This is a genomic window from Cupriavidus sp. GW822-FHT02D05, from assembly GCF_058802485.1.
The window spans coordinates 1-20,504 of sequence record NZ_JBXAOE010000017.1 but is presented as its reverse complement, the minus strand read 5'-3'; the positions used below and the strand labels follow the sequence as shown (position 1 = coordinate 20,504).

Genomic DNA, 20,504 nt, shown 5'->3' with positions numbered 1-20,504 from the left:
TTCCTCCTCAGGTGGCTCGGCTTGTTATCTCAACTGGTATTACCAGTCTGTTTTCTTGGAGATGGCGAAGGATACGTCCCAGCGTTTCTCTGGAAAAGCAGCGTAAACCCTGTGATAAAAGCGTCTTGACGCCAGTCGTTGACAATCGGATACTGGATCTACTGGTATTACCAGTTGATCCACGGAGGTTGGCCAAGCGCCTTCCCCGGCCACTTCTTACCCATGACAAGAGGAAAAAGGAAAAACGTGTCTGCTCCCGACGAGAAGGCGATCCAGCCCCCACTGCCATCCCAAGCGCCGGTGCGCCTGCGGGTGGAGCCACTGACCGTAGCCGCATTCGCCCCGTTTGGCGATGTCATCGAAAGCGAGGGGCGCGCGCCGATGGTGATCAATGGCGGCATGACGCTGCGCTACGACGACCTTGCCAGCGTTGACGTCGGCACGCAGGGCGGCCGGGCGCTGATCAGCTTCTTCGACGCGCAGCCTTATGCGCTGCCGCTCGGCATCCGCGCCATGGAGCGGCATCCGCTGGGCAGCCAGGCCTTCGTGCCCCTGGACGAGGCCGCCTTCCTGGTGGTCGTGGCGCCCGTTGGCGACCAGATCGACGAATCGGCCATCCGCGTGTTCGTCACCAACGGCAGGCAAGGCGTGAACTACAAGCGCGGCGCCTGGCATCACTCGCTGATCGTCACGCAAGGCACGGCGCGCTTCCTGGTGGTGGACCGCGGCGGCGAGGGCCACAACTGCGACGTCACCGAGCTGCGCGGCAACTACCTGGTGGCGGGGTAAAGGCGTCGTCGCCTGTTGCGAGCGGGGTCCAGGACTGCACCGGCTTGATCCCCCCTGCTGCCTGCTATGGGCGCAGCGGATCAGACTGGCGGCTTCGCAATGCCCTCAGTCCACCGTGATCTGGCGCTTGCGAATCACGCCGGCCCAGCGCGCGCTGTCCTGCTCAATCGTGGTGGCCAGTTCCTGCGGCGTGCCGCCGCTGGGCTCCATGCCGAGCGTGGCCAGCTTCTCCTTGAGCGCCGGGTTCGCCAGGACTTCAAGCGCCTGGTGATTGATGCGGGCGATCACCTCCCTGGGCGTGCCTGCCGGCGCCATCAGCGCATACCAGGATACCGCCTCGAACCTGGGGAAGCCCTGCTCGGCAATGGTGGGCACGTCGGGCATCACCGCCAGGCGTTTCTGGCTGGCCACGCCGAGCGCGTGGAGCTTGCCCGCCTTGACGTACGGCAACGCCGACGAGACCTGCGCGAACATCATGGTCACCTGGCCCCCGACCAGGTCGGTCATGGCCGGGCTCACGCCCTTGTAGGGAATGTGGTTGAGCTTGACCTTGGCGTCCAGCTGCAGCAACTCGCCCGCCAGGTGCGCCTGGCTGCCGGCCCCGGGCGAGGCAAAGGTCAGCTCGCCCGGCTTTTGCGCCGCCAGCTTGAGGAGATCCGCGAGGGAAGCGGCAGGGACGTTGGCACCGACCACCAGCACGTTCTGCGCCGTCGCCAGCATCGTCACCGGCACCAGGTCTTGCGCCTTGTACGGCAGGCTGCGGAACAGTGAAGGATTGACGGCGATATTGCCCACCGGCACCACTGCCAGCGTATAGCCATCCGGCGCGGCCTTGGCCGCCTGCTCCACGCCAATGGTGCCGGCCGCGCCCGCCTTGTTCTCCACCAGCACGCTTTGGCCCCACACCTTGGACAGCCCCTCGCCCACGACCCTGCCGAGCACGTCGGCGGGCCCGCCCGCCGGGAACGGCACGATCAGCCGCACGGGCTTGGACGGATAGGCCTGGGCGCTGGCCAGCATCGGCAACCCGGCAGCCAGCAATGTCATCAGGAAACGCTTCATCGACAATTCTCCACGTCAGTCGGACTATCAGGAAATCACAAAAACGGGCTCCCGGGCACGGTCAGGCCGCGCGCAAGCCGCGCTCGCTGCCGTGGCGGTCATGGACGCTGCTCCCAGGCGTCAAGGGTGCCGGTCAGCGCAAAGCCCGCGTGGTCGGCTTCGCTGGCGTAGCGCGCCAGCACGTCATAGTCCTGCCCGGTGACGCAAGCAAAGCGCGCCAGCCGCAATTGCGCGAGCCAGCCCGCGCAGGCCGGGTCGCGATGCAGGTCCAGCAGCACGGCGCGCACGCGCGCCACGGCGGCGTCGCCGGCCTGCGGCGCGGCCACCAGCGGCGGGATCGGAGACGCCGGCGTCACCGCCACGCTGCGCACCTTCGCCATCAGCTCAGGGACATGCATGCGCAGCAGGTCCAGCACATAGCTGTCGACCACGCCAACCTCGGCATCGCCGCCGATCACTGCGTCGATCACCTGGCGCGGCGTGGGGGTTGGCGCCGCCGTTGGCCGGAACAGCGTGGCAGCGCCAGCGGCAGCCTTTGCCATCAGGTAGTGCCGCGGCGCATTGAAGCCGGAGTTCGATTCCGGCAACATGCAAGCCAGCCGGCCACCAAAGGCCGGCTCCAGGGTGGCGAACGCCGCATCGTCGCGCACGATGAACTCGGTGAAGTATTCCGGCCGGTCCCCATAGCGCGGCAGCGATGGCACCGGCGCCGCCAGCAGGCGATGCCGGCTGCCCGTGCTGACGAACGGGAACCCGCACATGAAGACGCAGCCGCAGTCCGGCCGCGCCCACAGCGCGCTGACCGGCGCCGGCGCGGCATGCTCGACGTACGTCCACGCCACGCCGGCGCGCTCGCCCACGTAGGCAAACAACGCACGCCACGCCTGGGCCACCGGCGCGGCCACCGCATACATGCGCGCGTTGGCGATCATGCGTAGACGAGCTGCTGGCCAATGCCCATGCGCTCGGCCTTCTTCATGATGGCGTGGCCAAGCGCGATATCGCTCAGCGACAGGCCTCGGTGCCAGAACAGGTTGGTCTCGTCATCGCTCTGGCGGCCCGGCTTGCGGCCCGCGACGATATCGCCGAGTTCCGCGTGCAGCGTCTGCTCGGACAACCTGCCCGCCTCCACATGCGCGCGCAGCGAGCCGAACATGCCGCCCTTGCATTGCGTCCAGTCGTCCACCACCAGCTTGCTCATGATGTCGGTCAGCGACAGCTCCACCGCGCTCATGGTCCCGTACGGCACCACAAACGCGCCCGGCTTGATCCACTCGGTCTTGAGCAGCGGCGTGGGCTTGTCCAGCCGCGACGCCTCGACCACGATGTCCGCGCCCCGCACGCACGACTCCCAGTCCTGCGTGACGATGACCTTCTTGCCAAGATCCTTCTCCAGCCGCGCGGCGAACGCGTCGCGGCTTTCCGGGCGGCGCGAATGCACCCGGATCTCGTCGAAGTCGAAGAGGCTGTCGAGCAGGCGCACATTCCAGTACGACGTGCCGCGCGCGCCGATATGGCCAAGCACCTTGCTGTTGCGTCGTGCCAGGTGGCGAGCGCCAAGCGCGGTCACCGCGCCGGTGCGCGCATCGGTGATGAAGGTCGCGTCGATCATCGCCACCGGCATGCCGGTGCGAGGGTCGAACAGGTTGAGCATGGCCATCTCCGACGGCAGGCCCAGCTTGTAGTTGTCGACGTAGTCGCCAACGATCTTCACGCCGGCCAGCCCCAGGGGCGCCACATAGCCCCGCAGCACATTGAAGTGGCCATTGAATGCCGGGTCTGGAATCAGGTGCACGCGCGGCTCGATCACCGTCTGCTTGTTGCCTTGCGCCAGCAGGCCCTGCTCGACCGCGTCGAGGATTTCCTGGTCGGTCATCGCGAGCTTCGCAATGTCTCGGCCGTTGATGTAAGTCAGATGGATGTCGCTCATGTTCTCTCCTTGTCTCCCGCAGTGGACGTTGGGGCGATGCACCAGCATGCATCAAGATGCCCCGCGATGGGCCATGCATCCCCATCGCGGTGCCGGCGCCGATGGCACCTGGCGCCGCCTTGGTGCACGTGGGCAAGCGCGCTGCCAGGACCCAGTGTAGGCAGCCGCACCCTTACTGTCATATGCTTATATATCCGCGCGACTTAACATCAGGTTAATAGGTTGAAATCATGAAAATGAACCTCCGGCAGATCGAAGTGTTCCGTGCCGTGATGCTCACGGGCTCGATCAGCGGCGCGTCCAAGCTCCTGTATGTGTCGCAGCCCGCCATCAGCCGGCTGATGTCGCACACCGAGCAGCGCCTGGGGCTGGAACTGTTCCGCCGCGTGAAGGGCCGCCTGCATCCAACGCCGGAAGCCAGGCGGCTGCTGGGCGAGGTCAATGTGGTGTACGAGGGGATCGAGCGCGTGAACGAGATCGCAGAAGACCTCGCAACCAACCGCACGGGCAGCCTGCGCATTTCATGCAGCCCGAATCTCGGGCAGACGGTGCTGCCCCGCGCCATCGCCTCGTTTCGCGCCGCGCATCCTGCGGTGCGCATCGTCGTGCGCACGCAGATCCCGGGCAACATGCTGCGCGCCCTGCTCTCCGGCCAGGCCGAGCTGGCCGTGTCCAACATGCCGCTGGCGCATCCCAACCTGGAATCCCGGCTGCTGGTGAAGAACCCGATGGTGGCGCTGGTGCCCGCGGGGCACCCTTTGAGCGGGCGCAGCTACGTGCGCCCGGCCGAGCTTGCCGGGGAGCCATTGATCGGCTACGGCGCGGATGTGCCGTTCGGCTTGCTGGTGCGGGAAATGTTTGGCAGCGGCTTCGACGACCTCGATATGCGCATCGAAGTGGAGCAGGCGCACGTGGCGCGCGCGCTGGCGCAGGCCGGGGCCGGCATCGCGCTGGTCGATGCCATGACGGTGTTCGGGCAGGCGTGGCCCAATATCGTGGCGATTCCGATCCGGACCAAGGTCAATGCCTCGGTCCAGATCTTCAATGTCCAGTCCGAGCCGCTGTCGCGGCTGTCGCTGGAGTTTGCGCAGGAACTGGTGGCGCGGATGAAGGCTTGAGGCGTGCAGGGGCAATCAGGCCGACGCACCCGCGCCACCGCTTACCTCTTCAGCGGATGCGCCAGGAAAAACCGCACCATCTCCGCGCTGGCATCGGGCCCGCTCGCATCGGTGTACGAACCATGCGTACTGCCACCCGCCCACGCGTGCGGCGCGCCATGAAGCAGCCAATACTCCGCATCAACGCCATCGCGCGACTTCAACTGACGGCGCGTGAAGGCGCGCCCGTTCTGCTTGCTCCGGCGCTGGCCGTCCTGCTCACCGTCATGCTCGAATGCTCGCAGCAACCGGTCGGCGTTAGACACATGCACCGTCGTATCCGCGTCTGCCTGGAAGACGATCAGGGGCCGCAACGGCGCGGCCTGCGCTTTCGCCATGTGCGTGCCTGCCAGCTTGCCGCCTTTCATCGCGGCGAGTGCCGAGGGCAAGTCATGCGCGCTGGCATACGGCAAGCCGGAGTGAATCCCCGCCGCGGCATACAGGTCGGGATAAGCATGCACCATCACGGCGGCCATGGCGCCGCCGGCGGACAAGCCGGCCACGTACACGCGATCGGGATCGACCGGATGGCTGGCCATGACTTCCCGCGTGATGCCCGCGATCAGCGACGGCTCGCCCAGCTCGCGCTGCTGGTCGCCCGGCTTGAACCAGTTCCAGCATTTGGACGGGTTCGCCGCCGCGGGCTGGATGGGGTAAGCAACCAGGAAACCGTGCTGCTTTGCCAGCGCATTCATGCGGGTACCCGCGGCAAAATCGTCGGCGTCCTGCGTGCAGCCGTGCAGCATCACCACCAGCGGCAGGCGCTTGCCCTCGAAGCCGGCGGGCACGTAAAGCTTGTAGGCGCGCTGGCCGGCATGTCCGGCATGGCGCCGGGTGGTGAAGTGGCCGGTGTCCCGCACGTCGGGTTGCGCTGCGGGTTGCCGCGCATCCGCGGGGTGTGCGCGGCCTTCACGCGCATGCACTGCGTTCTCCTGCGCCTGGCGCGGCAGCAGCGCCTCGACAACTTGCGCAGGCTGGAAGCCGGCATTGGGCACTGCGCTGTTGCCGCGCAACGCGCGCGCAATGACCTCGGTGGCTTCCAGCGGCCCCGCGGTGCGCAGCAGCGCCATGGCTTCCTGCATGGAAGCCAGAAATTCTTCGTTCATCTTCATCATGGTGTCCTTCTACGCGCCTTTGGCGTTGGGCTTTCCGTTGCCTGGCGGCTTAGCGGATGCGGCCGGCCAGCGCCGCCTTGACGGCGGCGGAAGCATGGAAAGCGCCCAGCACCACGATCGACTCGATCGTGGCCAGGGCAAGCTCGGGCGTGACATCGGATGCGATGCTGGCCAGTCCCAGCACATGGATATCCAGGCGCTGGTGCGCGGCTTGCGCCGCCTCCAGGTCCTGGCGGGAGAAATGCTGCAGGCCAAGCACCAGCGCGCGCCGCGTCACGGTCTCGCTGACGGCCTGCGCGTGGATCGCAAGCTGGTTGCGGATCGCGGTGCGGATCAGGTCGGTACGGTTTGAGTAAAAGCCTTCCTCGACCAGCAGGTCGATCTGGCCGAGATCGACCGGACCGAGATTGATCGTGATCTTCTCGGTTTCGCCGCCTTTAGGGCGGGGTTGCGCCACAAGTGCCCTTTGTTGCTCATCCATCGTTGTTAACCATCCGGCACCATCCTATAACCATCCAATGGGATGGTTATAGGATGGAACGATCCAGTATTCAAGGACGATTGCCAATTTTTGCTGCAATCGCACATAAAAGTGCGGCCTACGGTATACGGCAACATTGCCCACCCTGGCATTCAAGCCTTTACCGGCGACCCATGAAATTTTTCGCCATGCGGCAAGGTGCCGGGGGATCCGCTCTATCCTTGGGCGTGGCTTCACGCACACCGAACCAGAGCAGCAGGGAACCAGGGATCAAGTGATCGAGAGGACATAGGAGCGATATGCCAGCCCCCGCAATGACAACGCGCCGCAGCCCACGGCATCGCCGAGTGGCGTCCTGGCTTGCCTGCGCTTGCGCAGCCCTGGCGCTATGCGCCTGCGCGCCAGACTCGGTGCGCAACTACGAGGCAAAAGGCTTCGACGCCTACCTCGACAGCGTGCAACGAGGCTGCCCGAACATGATGATCGGAAACAACAACATCAGCGATTGGCTGCGCACCGACGGTGGCCAGAACAACAGCGACTACGTGTACTGGCTCGACCAGACCTCCCGGCTTTACTACCGGCGCATCACGCCGGTGCAGTATCGCGACTCGGTCATCGGCGCGCTCGGGCAAGGCAAATCGGATACGCGCGCGGTGGATTGCATCCTCGGCAAGCTGCCTGCGCAGCGCCCTACCAGCCCGGCAGGCGACAAGCGGCCGTAGTTGCTGGGCGTGGTAGTTGGCCGTTGTAGCTGGCCATGGTTGTTGCGTGGCCGGCCAGGATAGGCGCCAACACATGAGGCGCCGGATTCGGCTATCGGGCCGATGACCTGTTCAGGGCTGCAGCGGCGCGTATGAGCGTCTTGAAGGCATCCTCATCCATTTCGTCACCCTCATGCAAATCGATAGCGCGCCGGGTGTTGCCTTCCAGGCTGGCGTTGAAAAGTCCTGAAGGGTCCTCGAGCGAAGCGCCCTTGGCGAAAGTCAGCTTCACAACGCTCTTGTAGGTCTCGCCGGTGCAGATCAGTCCATCGTGAGACCAGACCGGAACGCCTCTCCACTTCCACTCCTCGACCACCTCAGGGTCAGCCTGTTTGATGAGAGCGCGGACATGGGCGAGCGTCTTGCCCCGCCAATCGTCCAGTTCCTGGATCCTGGCATCGATCAGCCGGGAAGGGGATTCGCCCTGGGGCGTTGCGCTCTTTTTCATAGGGATTGCACCTGATTCGGCTGTTTTACTAGCTTGCTTGCATAGCCGGCTCGCCGTTCCCTGAGCCGCACCGCGCCTGAATAGGCGGCATTGAATCTAGCATACCCCGTTGGTTCATGCTGCATGATCGCTATCGACCATACGGCGTCGTGGCGACATGGTGACACGCTTCAGATTGCTGCCGGCCGTCGCCAGATGACATGGTTTTGTCAGCCGATACTGGCGCGCTGCGGTCGGCTACACTTTGCCGACTCTACCCTCTCAGACATGCGCGAAGGAAATGGCAAATCAAGGCGACATCAGCATCGGCGAAGACAAATGGATCCCGTTCATCGACCTGCAAGGGAAGCACCACGACGCGGTGGACGTCGACGAGTGGCTCGTCCCTATCCTGCCCTTGCTTGACTGGCTCGAAACGGAATGCGTCGCGGACTGTTGCGGCATTGACGCCTATGGTTTCTGGCCTGATGCCATTGCCCGGGCGGCGATGCAAGCCGGGCTCCCCGATCTTGCCGAACGGATTGCCCAGGTAAGAGAACGCGTCGCCGGCGCTGGCGGCGACGTGTTCCTCAGCCACAGGATGAACAACTACTTCGACAGGCAGGTCTTGCTTCAACTGATCGACCACATCGCTGCCTGCCTTGCGTCCGGCGCGCGCGATCGTGAGCCGTACTGACGGACACGCAAATCGCGCCCGTCATCAAAGTCAGCGGACGATCGGGTAAGTCAGTGGATTCTTGGGCAGTCATGGAACCGCGGATTTCGTAGAACATCGTGTGTCACCAAACCTGGAGAAATGAGCGTGCACACGGATGTAACATTTGACTCCGACGGGCTCCGCCTGGCCGGAGCCCTGCATCTCCCCCCCAATCTTGCCAGCGGCGAGCGACGTCCAGCCATCGCCGTGCTGCATGGGTTCGGCAGCAACAAGGATGACGGTATGGTGCAGCTGGCGACGCGCCTGTTTTCTTCGCTGGGCTATGTGGTCCTGCGCTTCGACATGCGGGGCTGCGGTAACAGCGAAGGCGAGCGCGGCAAGGTACTGTGCGAGGACCAGGTGCGCGACACGCGCAATGCGGTCAGCTACTTGCAGAGCCTTTCCGAGGTGGAGCCAGCGAAAATTGCTGTGATGGGCCACAGCTTCGGCGCGGCCGTGGCGGTCTATGCGGCCGGCGTTGACCCTCGCATCGTGGCCTGCATCTCATCGGCCGGATGGGGCGACGGGGAGGTAAAGCTGCGTCAGCAACATGCCGGACCGGGCGAATGGCAGCGCTTCGAGGCAATGGTGGAAGAAGGCCGTGCCCGATTGGCCATGGGCCAGTCGATGCAGGTCTCGCGCTTTGACATCGTGCCGATCCCCGCCGCGATGCGCAGCAATCTGCCTGCGGGAAGCTTCATGGCGTTCCCGTTCGAGGTGGTCGAAAGCATGCTGGGCTTTCGGCCGAACGCAGTGGTCGGAGACATTGCCCCGCGCCCGCTCCTGCTGCTGCATCCGGCGGACGATTCGGTCACCCCTACGGACCAGTCGATCGCGCTGTTCCGCAACGCCAGGATGCCGGTCGAACTGCACCTGTTCTCGGAAATCGATCATTTCATCTTCTCCGACGACAACCGGGCCGTCCTGAACCTGGTCACGGACTGGCTGTACAAGTTCTTCCCGGTCCACCAGGCGCCATCGGGGGCCGCATGACGGCGCGCCCCCCGACCATGATCAGTGCAGCCCGGCTGCAAACCTTCGCGCAGGCGCTACTTGCCTCGGCAGGGCTGCACGAACCTGGCGCCTCACTGGTGGCGCAGAGCCTGGTGTGGGCTGACCTGCGTGGTTCTCCCGGACATGGGGTAGCGCGCATCCCGCAGTACATTGCGTGGCTGGCCTCGGGCGACATGAATGGCCGGGCACAACCGCGCCCGGTGCTCAGCCTGCCAGCGCTAACCGTTGTCGAAGGGGATCGCTGCGCCGGTGCGCTGGGCATGCGCATTGCCGCCGGGCAAGCCATTGCCGCTGCGCGCCAGGCCGGGGCGAGCCTGGTGCTCTTGCGGGAGACAACGCATACCGGCGCGCTCGGCTTTCACACCGCTCATGTGGCCAGTGCGGGCATGTTTGCCATGGCGATGGCCGCGTCGGGACCGTTGATGGCCTACCATGGCGCCTCGGTGGCTGGCGTCTCAACGGCTCCGCTGTCCATGGCCTGCCCTGGCCTCGTCGAGCCGATCGTGTTCGACATGGCTTCGGGTGCGGTTGCCTTCGGCAAACTGATGCAGGCTCGGGCAGCCGGCCGGCCGCTCGAGCCGGGCTGGGCCATCGATGCCATGGGTAACCCCACCACGGACGCCCATCAGGCGACAACGCCGCTGCCATTGGGCGGCCCGAAAGGCTCGGGCCTCGCGCTGATGGCCGAGATCGCCTGCAGCCTGCTGACCAACCATCCGATCCTGGCACCCGCGCTGCTTGCTTCCCCTGCGGTTCATCGGCACACGCAGAACGCGTGGATGCTCGTCATCGATATCGCTCAGGTGCTGGACCCCTCCATGTTTCAAGCGCAGTTGAGCGAGCTCGCGGAGGCCATCCACAATCTGCCGGCGTCTTTCGAAGGCCCTCCACGGCTGCCGGGAGAACGCGGCTACGCCGAATCCCGGGAGCGGGGCGTGAGCGGAATTGCCTTGGCGGGTGTAACCGCTGCCGCGCTGGAAAAACTTGCCAGCCAGGCGGGCATTCGCGCTCCCTGGGCATAGCATGACCGGGAAGTCACATTCAAACGCGCACACGGATACGGGCCTGCCGGCCACCGGGCCCGCGGCGCCTTGACGCGTACAAACGAGAAAGGCTGACTAGTCGAGCCTTGCCGACGTGTCGGAGCCAGCGAAGGACGGGGCGTATTCGACGCTTGCATCGTCATCGGCCCCCTTTCCTTCGTCTCCGTGTAGACCTTGCCTCACATCTGACCGGATCGATAGGGACTGTTCCCCCTTGACGACTGCCCGACAGATGACATAATCCCAACCAATGCAAACGTTTGCATAACCAGGATGATCGAGTGGCTTGTCGGCGTGTGCTGGTCGAGCACCGGGCTCGCGCAAGGCGAAGCCTTGCTCCACCGCCCGCCGCGCGTAAGCACGCACGATCCCCCAAGGCATTGATGAGGAGACACCCTGAATGGCAAAGGACCGCCAGCTACGCATCATTCACGGCAGCTTCGGCCGTGCCACCCTTCATCGCATATCGGGGCCGCTCGTCGCGCATGCCCATGCGGAGTTCCATCTGATCTTCAAGTTCGGCGGCACGGATGCGACATTCAAGATCGACGGCCACGCGCAGACACTGACCGACGGATGCGCGCTGCTGATCAATCCCTGGTCGACGCATGCGAAGAGCGCTAAGGAGGGCTCGCCCTCGCTGCTACTCGCCTTGCTGCTGGAACCGGAATGGCTCGGACGCACGCTCGGCGTCGACAATCCTGCCAGCGGCCTGCGCTTCAGCAAAACGCTGGCGCGCATGGATGCGGATACCGTCGCATCATTGACAGAGTTGGGTACCCGCCTGGCCCGGGACCTGGCTGACGATTCGGCGATTGGCTCGGTAGATTGCGAGGCCGCCGTCGCGGAACTGGCACGCAGGGTATCGGCCTGCCATCTTCAGCGGCGGTCCATGACCGAAGTGCTGGCAAACACCAGACCGCTGGACTACCGGATCAAGCGCGCGACCGAGTACATACGCAACCATGCGGGGGAAAATCCCAACGTGGAGACGGTCGCCAGCGCGGTGGGCATGTCCCGCAGCCGGCTCTTCCACCAGTTCAAGGCCTGCATGGGCATTTCGCCGCAGCAATACCTTGACTGGATCCGAATCGGCATCGCCACCCGACTGCTGGCTCAACGGCATGCCAGCATCGGGGACGTAGCAGACCAGCTCGGATTCAGCGCGCAAGGACACTTCACGCGCTTTTTCGTCCAACACTTGGGGCTTAGCCCGTCGGAGTTTCGCCGCATCGGCATGCCGGGCGATGCGCAAGGCGACTGAGACGCCCAACGCCGCCCGGCGTCAACTGTGTCAACTGTGTCAACCGCGCAGCGAGCGCGACAACTTGTCCTGGATCGCCGCGTCGAATACTGCCTTGGGCAGCATGCCGTGCACGGTCTTGGCCGGGATCGACGTGTAGTTGCTGGCCGTCTGGTTGGAGTACTGGGTGATGCGGAATCCCGCGGTAATGCTAGCGAGCGAGTACACGTCCTGAGGATCCATGCCGGTCGCAGCGCTCACCCAGTTGAGCATCTGCCGCAGGCAGGCGACCAGCGCCTCGTCGAGATTGTTGCCGAAGCCGAGAATGATCCAGTGGCCGGGCGTCTCTGCCATCGGCAGGGACAAGGGCCGCTGCTTGTGCAGGAAATACTGGATCTGCATGTCCTCCATCGCGGTTTCAATGGCGGTCTGATTGACCACGCCGTCGCCTTGGGCGGCGTGCGAATCGCCTGTCCAGATCATCGCGCCCGGCCGCTGGACCGGCAGGAACAGTGACGTACCCTCAACCAGCTCGCGCAACACGAGATTGCCGCCATACCGACCGCTGAGGATGGCGCTGACCGGTTCGTCGCCGGCGGGCTGCACCGCCATCACGCCCTGGAACGGCGCCAGCTTGATGTGGATGCCCGGCGCGAACTCGGTGTACTGCCGGCTCTCGTCAAATTTGAAGTAGCGCAGGTACGGCTTTGGAAAGTCGTTGGGCAGTGCACCGACACCTTTGGGCGCGGAGTTCCATCCCCAGCCGATCGGACGCAACTTGACCATCCTGCACTCCACCACGTCGCCGGGCATCGCCCCGCGTAGTTCCACGGGGCCGACGTTCGAGTACGGCCCTTGCGGAAATCGCTTGCGCACGGGTTCGCGATCCTCGTAGCTCATGCCGTACGCGGCGCCGTTGGCCCAGTTCACCCAGGTATTGGGATACATCACGAGATCGCCGGACTCGATGCTGGCGGCCGGCGTTGCCTTGGGGTCGAGAATGCCGACGTGCACGGTCTGCGTGGCCGACTCGATCCGGTGGATCTTGCCCGGTTTGATTGCGGGGAGTGGAACCGCACCCGGTTCGGCAACCGGTGCGTTCCGCCCCAACGTCACCTGCGCCGCTGCCTGCAGCGAAGCGGCTCCCAGGCCAAGGGCACCTGCAGCCTTCAGCCAATGTCTCCTGTCGATCATCATCGTTTTGGTTCCTTTCGATTGTGCCGTCCGCGGCACCACTGCGCTGGACGGCAAGATGCAGCACATCAGCGCAGTTGCGCGACGTACTGCGCAACGGCGAGGATCTCTTCGTCCGTCATCAACGGCACAAGCAGGCTCATCAGCTTGCCCGGACCGCCACGTGTGCCGGATTTCCACGCTTGGAGCTGCCTGGCCACGTATTCCGGCTGCTGGCCGGCAATGCGCGGAAAGTCGGGCGCGATGCCTTCCCCATTTGGCCGATGGCATGTCACGCAGGCCGGCAGGTGATTGGACGGATTGCCCCTCCAGTAGATGACCATGCCCGCCCCGACCAAGTGCGGCAGGGCGGCCTGTCCGCGCGCGGGTGCCTGGCGGCTAAAGTAGCGAGCCACTTCGCGCATCTCCATTTCACTCATGCTTTGCACCACGGCAGCCATCGTGGCGTCCTGGCGCAGTGCCGGCTCGCTGGCGCCGGCCTTGAACTGCCGCAGTTGCTTGAACAGGTAGTCTTCGTTCTGACCCGCTAGGCTGGGGTATTCCTTCTGCGCGCTCTGGCCTGTGTTGCCGTGGCATGCCGCGCAGACTTGCTCAACGATCAGCCGCGCGGGCCGCGATTCGCCTGCCTCTGATGCGGGCTGCGCCAGCGCAGGCACGGCCAGCGTGCACAACGCGAGCAAGCGGGCAGACAGCCGGCGGCGCTCCATGGGATGTTTCACGTTGGAATCCTCACAACAAGACAATGCCCGATCTAGTTCAGGTAGCCGCCGGTTTTGGTGACGATCTGGTGCGCGCGCCGCGTTTCGCTGGTCAGACGGCTGGTCAGGCCGATCACGCCGGTCTGGCTGAAGGCGGTGTCAATGCTCTGGCCGGCCAGCCTGGCGCGGATGTCGGCATCGTTCATGATGGCGCGGACCTCGCTGCGCAGCCGCTCGGTCACCGGCGCCGGCGTGCCCTTGGGGGCGAACAAGCCATACCAGACGGTAATGTCGTACCCGGGAATGCTCTCAGCCACCGTGGGCACGTTGGGCAGGCCCTGGAGCCGGCTCGCGGTACCGACGGCCAGCAGCCTCAGTTTGCCGGCGTTCACATGGGGCATGTACTCCAGCAGCGGGCCCGTCGCCAGGTCGATGTGTCCGGCGATCATATCGTTGATGGTTGGGCCGCTGCCCTTGTAAGGGATATTGGTGATGTCGACACCAGCCATCGTCTTGATCATTTCGAGCGGATAGCTGGTCGGGCCACCGTAGTTGACCTTGCCGGGATTCGCCTTGGCGTAGGCAATCAGTTCGGTGACGGACTTGTATGGTGTGTGCGGATTCGTAACCAGCACAAGCGGCGACTCGCCCAGTGGCGCAACAGGTACCACGTCGCGCGTCACGTCGTAGGGCAGCTTGCGGTAGAAGGCGGCGTTGACCGCGTGGATGCTGTTCAGGATGCCGATCGTATGGCCGTCCGGCGCCGCGCGCACAAGCGCCTCCGCGCCGATGTTGCCGCTGGCGCCCGGTCGGTTCTCCACCACGACTGGTTGTCCCAGCGCTTTCGACAAGCGTTGCGCCACGGCCCTGGCCAGTACGTCGTTGATGCCTGCCGGCGGGAACGGCACGATAAAGACGATAGGCTTCGAAGGCTTCCAGTTGGCCTGTGTATTTGTGTCCGCTTGCGCTGCGTTGGCGGCGGCGGGCCGCAGGCCTGCGAGTGCCACGGCCAGTGCGGCGGTGATGGCCGCAGTGATGGCGGCAAATGTGGCCACCCGCTGAGGGGCGCTGAGGAATGATGGAAGCTTCCGGCTTTGCATTGACTCTTGTCTCCTGGTGAATCGCGAGGCGTGGGCGATGCGGTCAGCCCAGGCTCACACTCTACGGATCCGGAAACAAGACGCTTGCCCATTTGGGGAGCCGTTTACCAATACGTCCTCCGTTCTGCGGCATAGGCACGCCGGCAAGCGATCGCCCGATGCCGCGCGGCGTCTGCTTACCGGATTGTCCAAGAACTTGACAGGGGCCGCCCTCACGCCGCGGTTCGTCATGCAATATCGGGCGGGACATCGACGACCGGAGGAAATCAATGCATTACCAGCAAAAAGGCACCGTGGTCACCATCGGCAACGGCCCACACCATGTCATCGCCTTGCACGGCTGGTTTGGCCATGCGCGTGGATGGGGGCCCCTTGTGGACGTGCTCGACGGTGACCGCTTCACCTACGCCTTCATCGACTATCGAGGCTATGGTGCCCGGCGAGAGGTCAAGGGCAGATTCGACATGCAGGAGATCGCCGCCGACGTGCTGGCGCTCGGTGACGAACTGGGATGGCAATGTTTCTCGCTGATCGGACACTCTATGGGAGGAAAGGCCATGCAGGCTGTCGCCATGCTGGCCCCTGCACGCGTCAAGGCCATGGTCGGCGTCACGCCTGTGCCGCCGACGCGCGTGCTGTTCGACGAGCCGGCACGCTCGCTGTTCGAACGTGCTGCCGACGATTTCACCGCAAGAATTGCTGTCGTGGACAATTCCACGGGCAAACGCCTGAGCCGGTACTGGGTAGAAAAATTGGTTCAGGCCTCGACGCTGCATGCCGATGCCAACGCGTTCGCCGCCTACTTCCGGGCATGGGCCGACACTGATTTCTCTGCCGAGATTGCGGGCATCCGTGTTCCCACACTGCTGCTGGTTGGTGAGCACGACCCGTCGCTGACAGCTGACGTCATGGAGCAGACGTATGGCAAAGTATGCCTCGATCTGGCCATCGACGTGATCCGCAACGCGGGACACTATCCGATGGACGAGACACCGGTGGACCTCATCACGCGGATCGAGCGCTTCCTGACGGACGTCCAGGCCCGCAGCGAACGCTGACGTCCTGAATGGCCGATGCGGAGTGCCTGCCGGTGTCGTACACCAGCAGGCACCACCATAGCGCATACGCTACTCAGGGCGCCTCGGCCGCACCGATCGCGACCACGCCGCGGCGCCCGATCTCCTCGTCCATGTCCGATGGCCCGCCGCTAACGCCGACGGCCCCGACCAGCCGGCCACCGACGTAGATGCCCAGTGAACCCTGCGACGGAAAGACGGGCCCGCCATACACCAGCGAACTCATCTGGCCAAAGACGATGGGATTGGCCTGATAGCGCTTCACGAGTTCGGCGCCGGAGACGCCTCCCGTGGCCGCCGAAGCGATGGCCTTGCCGCGTGCGACATCAAAAGTCGCAAACGGGGCGCCATCCATTCTCACGCCGCTGAGAAAGTGGCCGGAAACGTCGACCACGACGATGCTGACGGCAAGTCTTCGGTCCTCGGCAAACCGTTTGGCGGCATCGGTAAGCCGCACCGCGGTGTCCGCGCCAAGGGTCTGCACCTGTACGACGGCCGCAGATGCGATCGACGCGCAGAACAGATGCAGCCCGAAGGCCACTGCGAAGGTAGAGCGCTTCATGGATTCTCCTAGGCATGACGAGATCGCGACGCGTCGGCCTCTGGCCGACGACGGCGACCGGGTGGCGTACGCCGGCGTGCGCACATCAGAAGAGATGGCGCATGCCTATCATGACCCCGCGCGGGTCGGACACGCTACTTGCTGTGACCTCATTGGGGATGTTTGAAAATGTGTAGTTGGCCCCGTTCGTGTTCCAGATCTTACTGGCGTTGGCATAGAGCGTTGTACGCTTGGACATCGAGTACTGATAGCCGATCGACATCTGCTGGCCACGATTCGGCGTGCCGACCGATTGCTGCATGCCATATGCCACCAGCACCAGTCCGGCGCCGCCCACGGGAATGGTCGTGCCGACATGGAAACCGCGGTCCTTCAGCGTCGCCTGGCCTGGCACCCATCGTGTGGCTTGGCGGACATTGGCGAACAACTTCGCCCACGGGAACTCATACGTGGCGCCGATCGCGCGCTCGTCGCGGTCGGCATCCGTTACCGCGTTGATGCTGTAGGTACGTTCGTAGGCAAGGCCCAGCCAGAGCGGTCCGCGTGCATAAGTCAGCGCCAAGCCCGCCAGCCGGTCGGCATCGCGTGGCGCGCTGGTCCGCTCGGCGCCGAATGAATAGATCGCACTGCCCTGCAGCCCGGCAAGTTCGGGACTCTCGTACCGAATGGAATTGTCCGCGCGCGCGGTCAGGCTGCTGCCCGCGGGGCCGCCGTTCTGCAGGCGACCGAGCGGGCCATACGGGGAGAAGCCAAAGGCCGATGCCTGCCCCTCGATGTAGTAGATCGGCGTGTTCTGCCGGCCAAACGTCAGCGCGCCCCAGTCGTTGCTGCTCAGGCCGACCCAGGCCTGGCGGCCGAACAGGCGTCCCCCCTGCTGGGCGGTGCCACTGTCCAGTGCAAGCCCAGTCTCTAGTGTGAATACCGTGGAAAGTCCCGGCGCCAGTTCCTCCTTGCCCCGCAAACCCCACCTCGATTGATACAGCCCGCCGTCTTCGACCCGCGCGACATGAACTGCCCCAGACCTGACATACTCGGTGTAGAGATCGGCTACGCCATAGATGGTCACCCCCGATTGTGCCGCCGCTATGCCCGGCATCGTTGCCACCGCCACTACCAAGAGTGTTCCCATTCTTTTCATGCGTTTCTCCTCGCTGTTCCGTCCTGTTTGACGATATGGTTCTTGCACGGTCTTTGCACCGGCGCAGCAAGGGTATGGGTTCGCGCCGGGAGGGCGCTAACCCAATCATCCCGCCACTTGGAAAGGTGTCCGGAATGCGTGGCCGGGTGGTTCAGGAGCGCAGGCTCGCGAGCAAGGTGCGGGGGGGCAGGCCTGGAAGTCCGCGAGAAGCACTGGCGGATTCGGCAAGGCGATGGAGGGCTTTGTCGCAGTAAGAGGCTGCTTCAAAATGAAGCGAAGCGGTTCTGGCTAGGCGCGCGGCCGCAGACAATACATGTGGATCGGCCAAGGCCGCGCAACGACGCCAGCATCTTTTTGAAATGGCCTCTAAGATGGATCCGTCGACAAACAGCCGACGGTGATGGTTGGCTTATGCGCAGGCCAGGTCGAACCGATCGAGATTCATCACCTTGACCCATGCCGTGACGAAGTCTCGGATGAATTTCTCTTGGGCGTCCTCGCTTGCGTAGACTTCAGAGAGCGCGCGGAGCTGTGCGTGCGAACCGAAGATCAGATCGACACGCGTGCCAGTCCATTTCAGTTCACCGGTCTTGCGGACGTATCCCTCGAATACGCCCCGGGAAGCCGAAAGTGGCTTCCATTCAGTACGCATGTCGAGCAAGTTACGAAAGAAGTCATTGGTCAACGTCTGCGGCCGGTCGGTGAGAACGCCGTGAGCCTCCGTTCCGGCATGAACGCTCAGCACACGAAGCCCGCCAATCAGAACGGTCATCTCCGGTGCGGTCAGCGTCAGCAGTTGGGCCTTGTCGATCAGCAACGCCTCCGCGGGAACGCCGTATTCTCCCTTGACGTAATTGCGAAAGCCATCTGCAACCGGCTCAAGCACCTCGAAAGATTGCACGTCGGTCTGTTCCTGCGACGCGTCCATGCGACCTGGCGAGAACGGCACGGTCACCCGATGGCCTGCCCTTTCTGCTGCCTGCTCGATACCAGCTCCGCCGGCCAGCACAATCAAATCCGCCAGTGAGATCTTCTTGCCGCCAGACTGTGCGCGGTTGAACTCGGACTGGATGCCATCCAGGACCGTCAGCACCCTCGCCAATTGCTGAGGCTGGTTGACGTGCCATTCAACCTGCGGTGCCAAGCGGATGCGCGCACCATTGGCACCGCCGCGCTTGTCCGAGCCACGGAAGGTCGATGCCGATGCCCAGGCCGTCGACACCAACTCCGCTACAGACAACCCCGACGCGCGAATCGTCTGCTTGAGCGAAACGATATCCTGGTCGTTGACCAACGGATGGTCGACGACGGGGATCGGGTCTTGCCAGATCAAGGCTTGCGCAGGCACTTCCGGGCCAAGGTAACGGGCGCGCGGCCCCATGTCGCGATGGGTCAGCTTGAACCAGGCGCGGGCGAAGGCGTCGGCAAACTGGTCGGGCTTCTCCAGGAAGCGCCGCGAGATCTTCTCGTAAGCCGGGTCGAAGCGCAGCGAAAGGTCAGTGGTCAGCATCGTAGGCCGCAGCTTCTTCGACGGATCATGCGCGTGCGGGATCGTCTCACCGGCATCCTTTGCCACCCATTGATGCGCGCCGGCCGGGCTCTTGGTCAACGCCCAATCGTAGCGGAACAGGTTCTCGAAAAATCCCATGCCCCATTTCGTCGGCGTCGCGGTCCAGGTCACTTCCAGACCGCTGGTAATGGCATCGGCCCCCATGCCGGTGCCAAAACTGCTCTTCCAGCCCAGCCCCTGCTGCTCCAGATCAGCAATCTCCGGCTCCGGGCCAACGTTGCCGGCCGGTCCAGCGCCGTGCGTCTTGCCAAAAGTATGGCCACCGGCGATCAGCGCGACGGTTTCCTCGTCGTCCATGGCCATGCGGCGGAAGGTCTCGCGGATATCGCGCGCGGCCGCAATTGGATCCGGATTGCCGTCGGGGCCTTCCGGATTCACGTAAATGAGGCCCATCTGCACCGCGGCCAGTGGATTTTCCAGGTTTCGTCCGTCGTCCGGGCGGCCGGCCCCCGCGCCATGCGGATCCCCCTCGTTGCCGGCCGCGCCCTTGCCGTAACGGATATCGCCGCCCAGCCAGGTTTTCTCGTTGCCCCAGTAGACGTCATTATCCGGTTCCCAAGTATCTTCACGACCTCCGGCGAAGCCGAAGGTCTTGAATCCCATGGTCTCAAGTGCGACATTTCCGGTGAGGATCAGCAGGTCGGCCCAGGAAATCTTGTTCCCGTACTTCTGCTTGATCGGCCAGAGCAGGCGACGTGCCTTGTCCAGGCTGACGTTATCGGGCCAGCTATTGAGCGGTGCGAAACGCTGCTGACCGCGTCCGGCGCCTCCCCGGCCGTCGTCGACACGGTAAGTGCCCGCACTATGCCAAGCCATGCGGATGAAGAGTGGACCATAGTGGCCAAAGTCCGCCGGCCACCAATCCTGCGAGTCGGTCATCAGAGCAGCAAGGTCCCTTTTTACCGCTGCGAGGTCGAGACTCTTGAAAGCCTCGGCATATCTGAAGCTCCCATCCATTGGGCTGGACTTGTCGGAATGCTGGCCAAGCAAGTCCAACCGCAACTGCTTCGGCCACCAGTCACGATTTGTCGTACCGCCGCCGGCGGCATGATTGAACGGACACGTTGCTTCATTGGACATGCGCTCTCTCCTATCAGAATCAGTCAGCGGCCATGGCCACCGGGCACTTGTGTGCCCGGTGGATGCGGTGCGAGCCGATGATCGTTGCGACGGCGAGAAGCTGTCAATCAAACTAAAGGATAGGCAGGGCGCGCATCGACGATGCACTCACTGTGTGGGACCGAAGCCAGTGGGCCAAGGACGAGCGCCTGGCCCAGTGGGGCATCTCGCCTGGCCGGCGCATCATGGGCGTGATGCAGCCTGACGGGCCGACACGGCAGCGCGGTTCAGCGGGCCGGAACCGGGGCGATCGACGCGTGCGGCGTGGCGGTGCGCTGCGCGGCCTTGTGCACCATGGTGTAGG

The 20,504-nt window shown here is 64.3% G+C and carries 20 protein-coding genes and 1 pseudogene; 8 read left to right on the top strand and 13 right to left on the bottom strand.

Features of this window, described 5'->3' with window-relative positions:
- Positions 1-246 precede the first annotated feature (246 nt).
- Positions 247-789, top strand: coding sequence for an ureidoglycolate lyase (locus AC1RQK_RS22340; RefSeq protein ID WP_492372254.1), 543 nt, complete (start codon positions 247-249; stop codon positions 787-789).
- Between the two features lie 105 nt (positions 790-894).
- Here the strand turns inward: AC1RQK_RS22340 and AC1RQK_RS22335 are convergent, their stop codons facing one another.
- From AC1RQK_RS22335 to AC1RQK_RS22325, 3 genes are all read right to left on the bottom strand, one after another.
- Positions 895-1,851, bottom strand: a complete 957-nt coding sequence (locus AC1RQK_RS22335) for a Bug family tripartite tricarboxylate transporter substrate binding protein (protein WP_492811206.1) — start codon at positions 1,849-1,851, stop codon at positions 895-897.
- A 98-nt stretch (positions 1,852-1,949) separates the two neighbouring features.
- Positions 1,950-2,783, bottom strand: coding sequence for a phosphate/phosphite/phosphonate ABC transporter substrate-binding protein (locus AC1RQK_RS22330; protein WP_492811204.1), 834 nt, complete (start codon positions 2,781-2,783; stop codon positions 1,950-1,952).
- Positions 2,780-3,781: an ornithine cyclodeaminase family protein gene (locus tag AC1RQK_RS22325; protein WP_492811202.1), complete on the bottom strand. Its 1,002-nt coding sequence runs from the start codon at positions 3,779-3,781 to the stop codon at positions 2,780-2,782. Before AC1RQK_RS22325 ends, AC1RQK_RS22330 begins: the two co-directional genes overlap by 4 nt.
- 230 nt (positions 3,782-4,011) lie before the next feature.
- On the opposite strand from AC1RQK_RS22325, the gene AC1RQK_RS22320 reads away from it, so the two are divergent.
- Positions 4,012-4,899, top strand: a complete 888-nt coding sequence (locus AC1RQK_RS22320) for a LysR family transcriptional regulator (RefSeq protein WP_183033095.1) — start codon at positions 4,012-4,014, stop codon at positions 4,897-4,899.
- 41 nt (positions 4,900-4,940) lie between these two features.
- Here the strand turns inward: AC1RQK_RS22320 and AC1RQK_RS22315 are convergent, their stop codons facing one another.
- Together AC1RQK_RS22315 and AC1RQK_RS22310 are read right to left on the bottom strand one after the other, a co-directional pair.
- The gene (locus AC1RQK_RS22315) at positions 4,941-6,050 is read right to left on the bottom strand and encodes an extracellular catalytic domain type 1 short-chain-length polyhydroxyalkanoate depolymerase (RefSeq protein WP_492811389.1); all 1,110 of its coding nucleotides are present in this window, start codon (positions 6,048-6,050) and stop codon (positions 4,941-4,943) included.
- Between the two features lie 52 nt (positions 6,051-6,102).
- A complete protein-coding gene (locus AC1RQK_RS22310; RefSeq protein ID WP_492372258.1) occupies positions 6,103-6,534 on the bottom strand; it encodes a CopG family transcriptional regulator in 432 nt (143 codons plus the stop codon).
- 299 nt (positions 6,535-6,833) lie between these two features.
- On the opposite strand from AC1RQK_RS22310, the gene AC1RQK_RS22305 reads away from it, so the two are divergent.
- Positions 6,834-7,259, top strand: a complete 426-nt coding sequence (locus AC1RQK_RS22305) for a hypothetical protein (RefSeq protein WP_492372259.1) — start codon at positions 6,834-6,836, stop codon at positions 7,257-7,259.
- Between the two features lie 91 nt (positions 7,260-7,350).
- On the opposite strand, the gene AC1RQK_RS22300 is transcribed toward AC1RQK_RS22305, so the two are convergent.
- The gene (locus AC1RQK_RS22300) at positions 7,351-7,746 is read right to left on the bottom strand and encodes a DUF1801 domain-containing protein (protein ID WP_492372260.1); all 396 of its coding nucleotides are present in this window, start codon (positions 7,744-7,746) and stop codon (positions 7,351-7,353) included.
- A 280-nt stretch (positions 7,747-8,026) separates the two neighbouring features.
- Here AC1RQK_RS22300 and AC1RQK_RS22295 point away from each other — a divergent pair, with 280 nt between their 5' ends.
- From AC1RQK_RS22295 to AC1RQK_RS22280, 4 genes are all read left to right on the top strand, one after another.
- Entirely contained in the window at positions 8,027-8,422 is a 396-nt protein-coding gene (locus AC1RQK_RS22295; RefSeq protein ID WP_492811198.1) for a DUF6331 family protein, read from the top strand.
- Positions 8,423-8,542: 120 nt separating this feature from the next.
- On the top strand, positions 8,543-9,436 hold the full coding sequence (locus tag AC1RQK_RS22290) for an alpha/beta hydrolase (protein WP_492372262.1): 894 nt from the start codon (positions 8,543-8,545) through the stop codon (positions 9,434-9,436).
- The gene (locus AC1RQK_RS22285) at positions 9,433-10,479 is read left to right on the top strand and encodes an Ldh family oxidoreductase (protein ID WP_492387159.1); all 1,047 of its coding nucleotides are present in this window, start codon (positions 9,433-9,435) and stop codon (positions 10,477-10,479) included. The genes AC1RQK_RS22290 and AC1RQK_RS22285 overlap by 4 nt, the downstream gene beginning before the upstream one ends.
- Positions 10,480-10,900: 421 nt before the next feature.
- Entirely contained in the window at positions 10,901-11,764 is an 864-nt protein-coding gene (locus AC1RQK_RS22280; RefSeq protein WP_492372263.1) for a helix-turn-helix transcriptional regulator, read from the top strand.
- Between the two features lie 39 nt (positions 11,765-11,803).
- Here AC1RQK_RS22280 and AC1RQK_RS22275 read toward each other — a convergent pair whose 3' ends face one another.
- The 3 genes from AC1RQK_RS22275 to AC1RQK_RS22265 are packed head-to-tail and all read right to left on the bottom strand — an operon-like array spanning position 11,804 to position 14,735.
- Positions 11,804-12,994 carry an acetamidase/formamidase family protein gene (locus tag AC1RQK_RS22275; protein ID WP_492811195.1) on the bottom strand — a complete coding sequence of 397 codons (1,191 nt, stop codon included), beginning with the start codon at positions 12,992-12,994 and terminating at the stop codon, positions 11,804-11,806.
- A gap of 11 nt (positions 12,995-13,005) precedes the next feature.
- Entirely contained in the window at positions 13,006-13,656 is a 651-nt protein-coding gene (locus tag AC1RQK_RS22270; RefSeq protein ID WP_492811194.1) for a c-type cytochrome, read from the bottom strand.
- 32 nt (positions 13,657-13,688) lie between these two features.
- Entirely contained in the window at positions 13,689-14,735 is a 1,047-nt protein-coding gene (locus tag AC1RQK_RS22265; protein ID WP_492372266.1) for a Bug family tripartite tricarboxylate transporter substrate binding protein, read from the bottom strand.
- Between the two features lie 269 nt (positions 14,736-15,004).
- Here AC1RQK_RS22265 and AC1RQK_RS22260 point away from each other — a divergent pair, with 269 nt between their 5' ends.
- A complete protein-coding gene (locus tag AC1RQK_RS22260; protein WP_492372267.1) occupies positions 15,005-15,793 on the top strand; it encodes an alpha/beta fold hydrolase in 789 nt (262 codons plus the stop codon).
- Positions 15,794-15,866: 73 nt separating this feature from the next.
- Here the strand turns inward: AC1RQK_RS22260 and AC1RQK_RS22255 are convergent, their stop codons facing one another.
- The 4 genes and pseudogenes from AC1RQK_RS22255 to AC1RQK_RS22240 all read right to left on the bottom strand — a co-directional run.
- A complete protein-coding gene (locus AC1RQK_RS22255; RefSeq protein ID WP_492372268.1) occupies positions 15,867-16,373 on the bottom strand; it encodes a GlcG/HbpS family heme-binding protein in 507 nt (168 codons plus the stop codon).
- An 85-nt stretch (positions 16,374-16,458) separates the two neighbouring features.
- Positions 16,459-17,511 carry a porin gene (locus AC1RQK_RS22250; protein WP_492811191.1) on the bottom strand — a complete coding sequence of 351 codons (1,053 nt, stop codon included), beginning with the start codon at positions 17,509-17,511 and terminating at the stop codon, positions 16,459-16,461.
- Between the two features lie 409 nt (positions 17,512-17,920).
- Positions 17,921-20,161: a catalase/peroxidase HPI gene (gene katG, locus AC1RQK_RS22245; RefSeq protein ID WP_492811189.1), complete on the bottom strand. Its 2,241-nt coding sequence runs from the start codon at positions 20,159-20,161 to the stop codon at positions 17,921-17,923.
- Positions 20,162-20,427: 266 nt separating this feature from the next.
- A pseudogene (locus AC1RQK_RS22240) lies at positions 20,428-20,504 on the bottom strand (hydrolase); the annotation flags it as partial.

Excerpts from the sequence above, each read along its gene's own strand:
- AC1RQK_RS22325 (WP_492811202.1), bottom strand. The coding sequence starts at position 3,781 with ATGAGCGACATCCATCTGACTTACATCAACGGCCGAGACATTGCGAAG.
- AC1RQK_RS22280 (WP_492372263.1), top strand. The coding sequence starts at position 10,901 with ATGGCAAAGGACCGCCAGCTACGCATCATTCACGGCAGCTTCGGCCGT.
- AC1RQK_RS22330 (WP_492811204.1), bottom strand. The coding sequence starts at position 2,783 with ATGATCGCCAACGCGCGCATGTATGCGGTGGCCGCGCCGGTGGCCCAG.
- AC1RQK_RS22255 (WP_492372268.1), bottom strand. The coding sequence starts at position 16,373 with ATGAAGCGCTCTACCTTCGCAGTGGCCTTCGGGCTGCATCTGTTCTGC.
- AC1RQK_RS22250 (WP_492811191.1), bottom strand. The coding sequence starts at position 17,511 with ATGAAAAGAATGGGAACACTCTTGGTAGTGGCGGTGGCAACGATGCCG.
- AC1RQK_RS22310 (WP_492372258.1), bottom strand. The coding sequence starts at position 6,534 with ATGGATGAGCAACAAAGGGCACTTGTGGCGCAACCCCGCCCTAAAGGC.
- AC1RQK_RS22305 (WP_492372259.1), top strand. The coding sequence starts at position 6,834 with ATGCCAGCCCCCGCAATGACAACGCGCCGCAGCCCACGGCATCGCCGA.
- AC1RQK_RS22300 (WP_492372260.1), bottom strand. The coding sequence starts at position 7,746 with ATGAAAAAGAGCGCAACGCCCCAGGGCGAATCCCCTTCCCGGCTGATC.
- AC1RQK_RS22315 (WP_492811389.1), bottom strand. The coding sequence starts at position 6,050 with ATGAAGATGAACGAAGAATTTCTGGCTTCCATGCAGGAAGCCATGGCG.
- katG (WP_492811189.1), bottom strand. The coding sequence starts at position 20,161 with ATGTCCAATGAAGCAACGTGTCCGTTCAATCATGCCGCCGGCGGCGGT.
- AC1RQK_RS22290 (WP_492372262.1), top strand. The coding sequence starts at position 8,543 with ATGAGCGTGCACACGGATGTAACATTTGACTCCGACGGGCTCCGCCTG.
- AC1RQK_RS22260 (WP_492372267.1), top strand. The coding sequence starts at position 15,005 with ATGCATTACCAGCAAAAAGGCACCGTGGTCACCATCGGCAACGGCCCA.
- AC1RQK_RS22285 (WP_492387159.1), top strand. The coding sequence starts at position 9,433 with ATGACGGCGCGCCCCCCGACCATGATCAGTGCAGCCCGGCTGCAAACC.
- AC1RQK_RS22320 (WP_183033095.1), top strand. The coding sequence starts at position 4,012 with ATGAAAATGAACCTCCGGCAGATCGAAGTGTTCCGTGCCGTGATGCTC.
- AC1RQK_RS22295 (WP_492811198.1), top strand. The coding sequence starts at position 8,027 with ATGGCAAATCAAGGCGACATCAGCATCGGCGAAGACAAATGGATCCCG.
- AC1RQK_RS22335 (WP_492811206.1), bottom strand. The coding sequence starts at position 1,851 with ATGAAGCGTTTCCTGATGACATTGCTGGCTGCCGGGTTGCCGATGCTG.
- AC1RQK_RS22265 (WP_492372266.1), bottom strand. The coding sequence starts at position 14,735 with ATGCAAAGCCGGAAGCTTCCATCATTCCTCAGCGCCCCTCAGCGGGTG.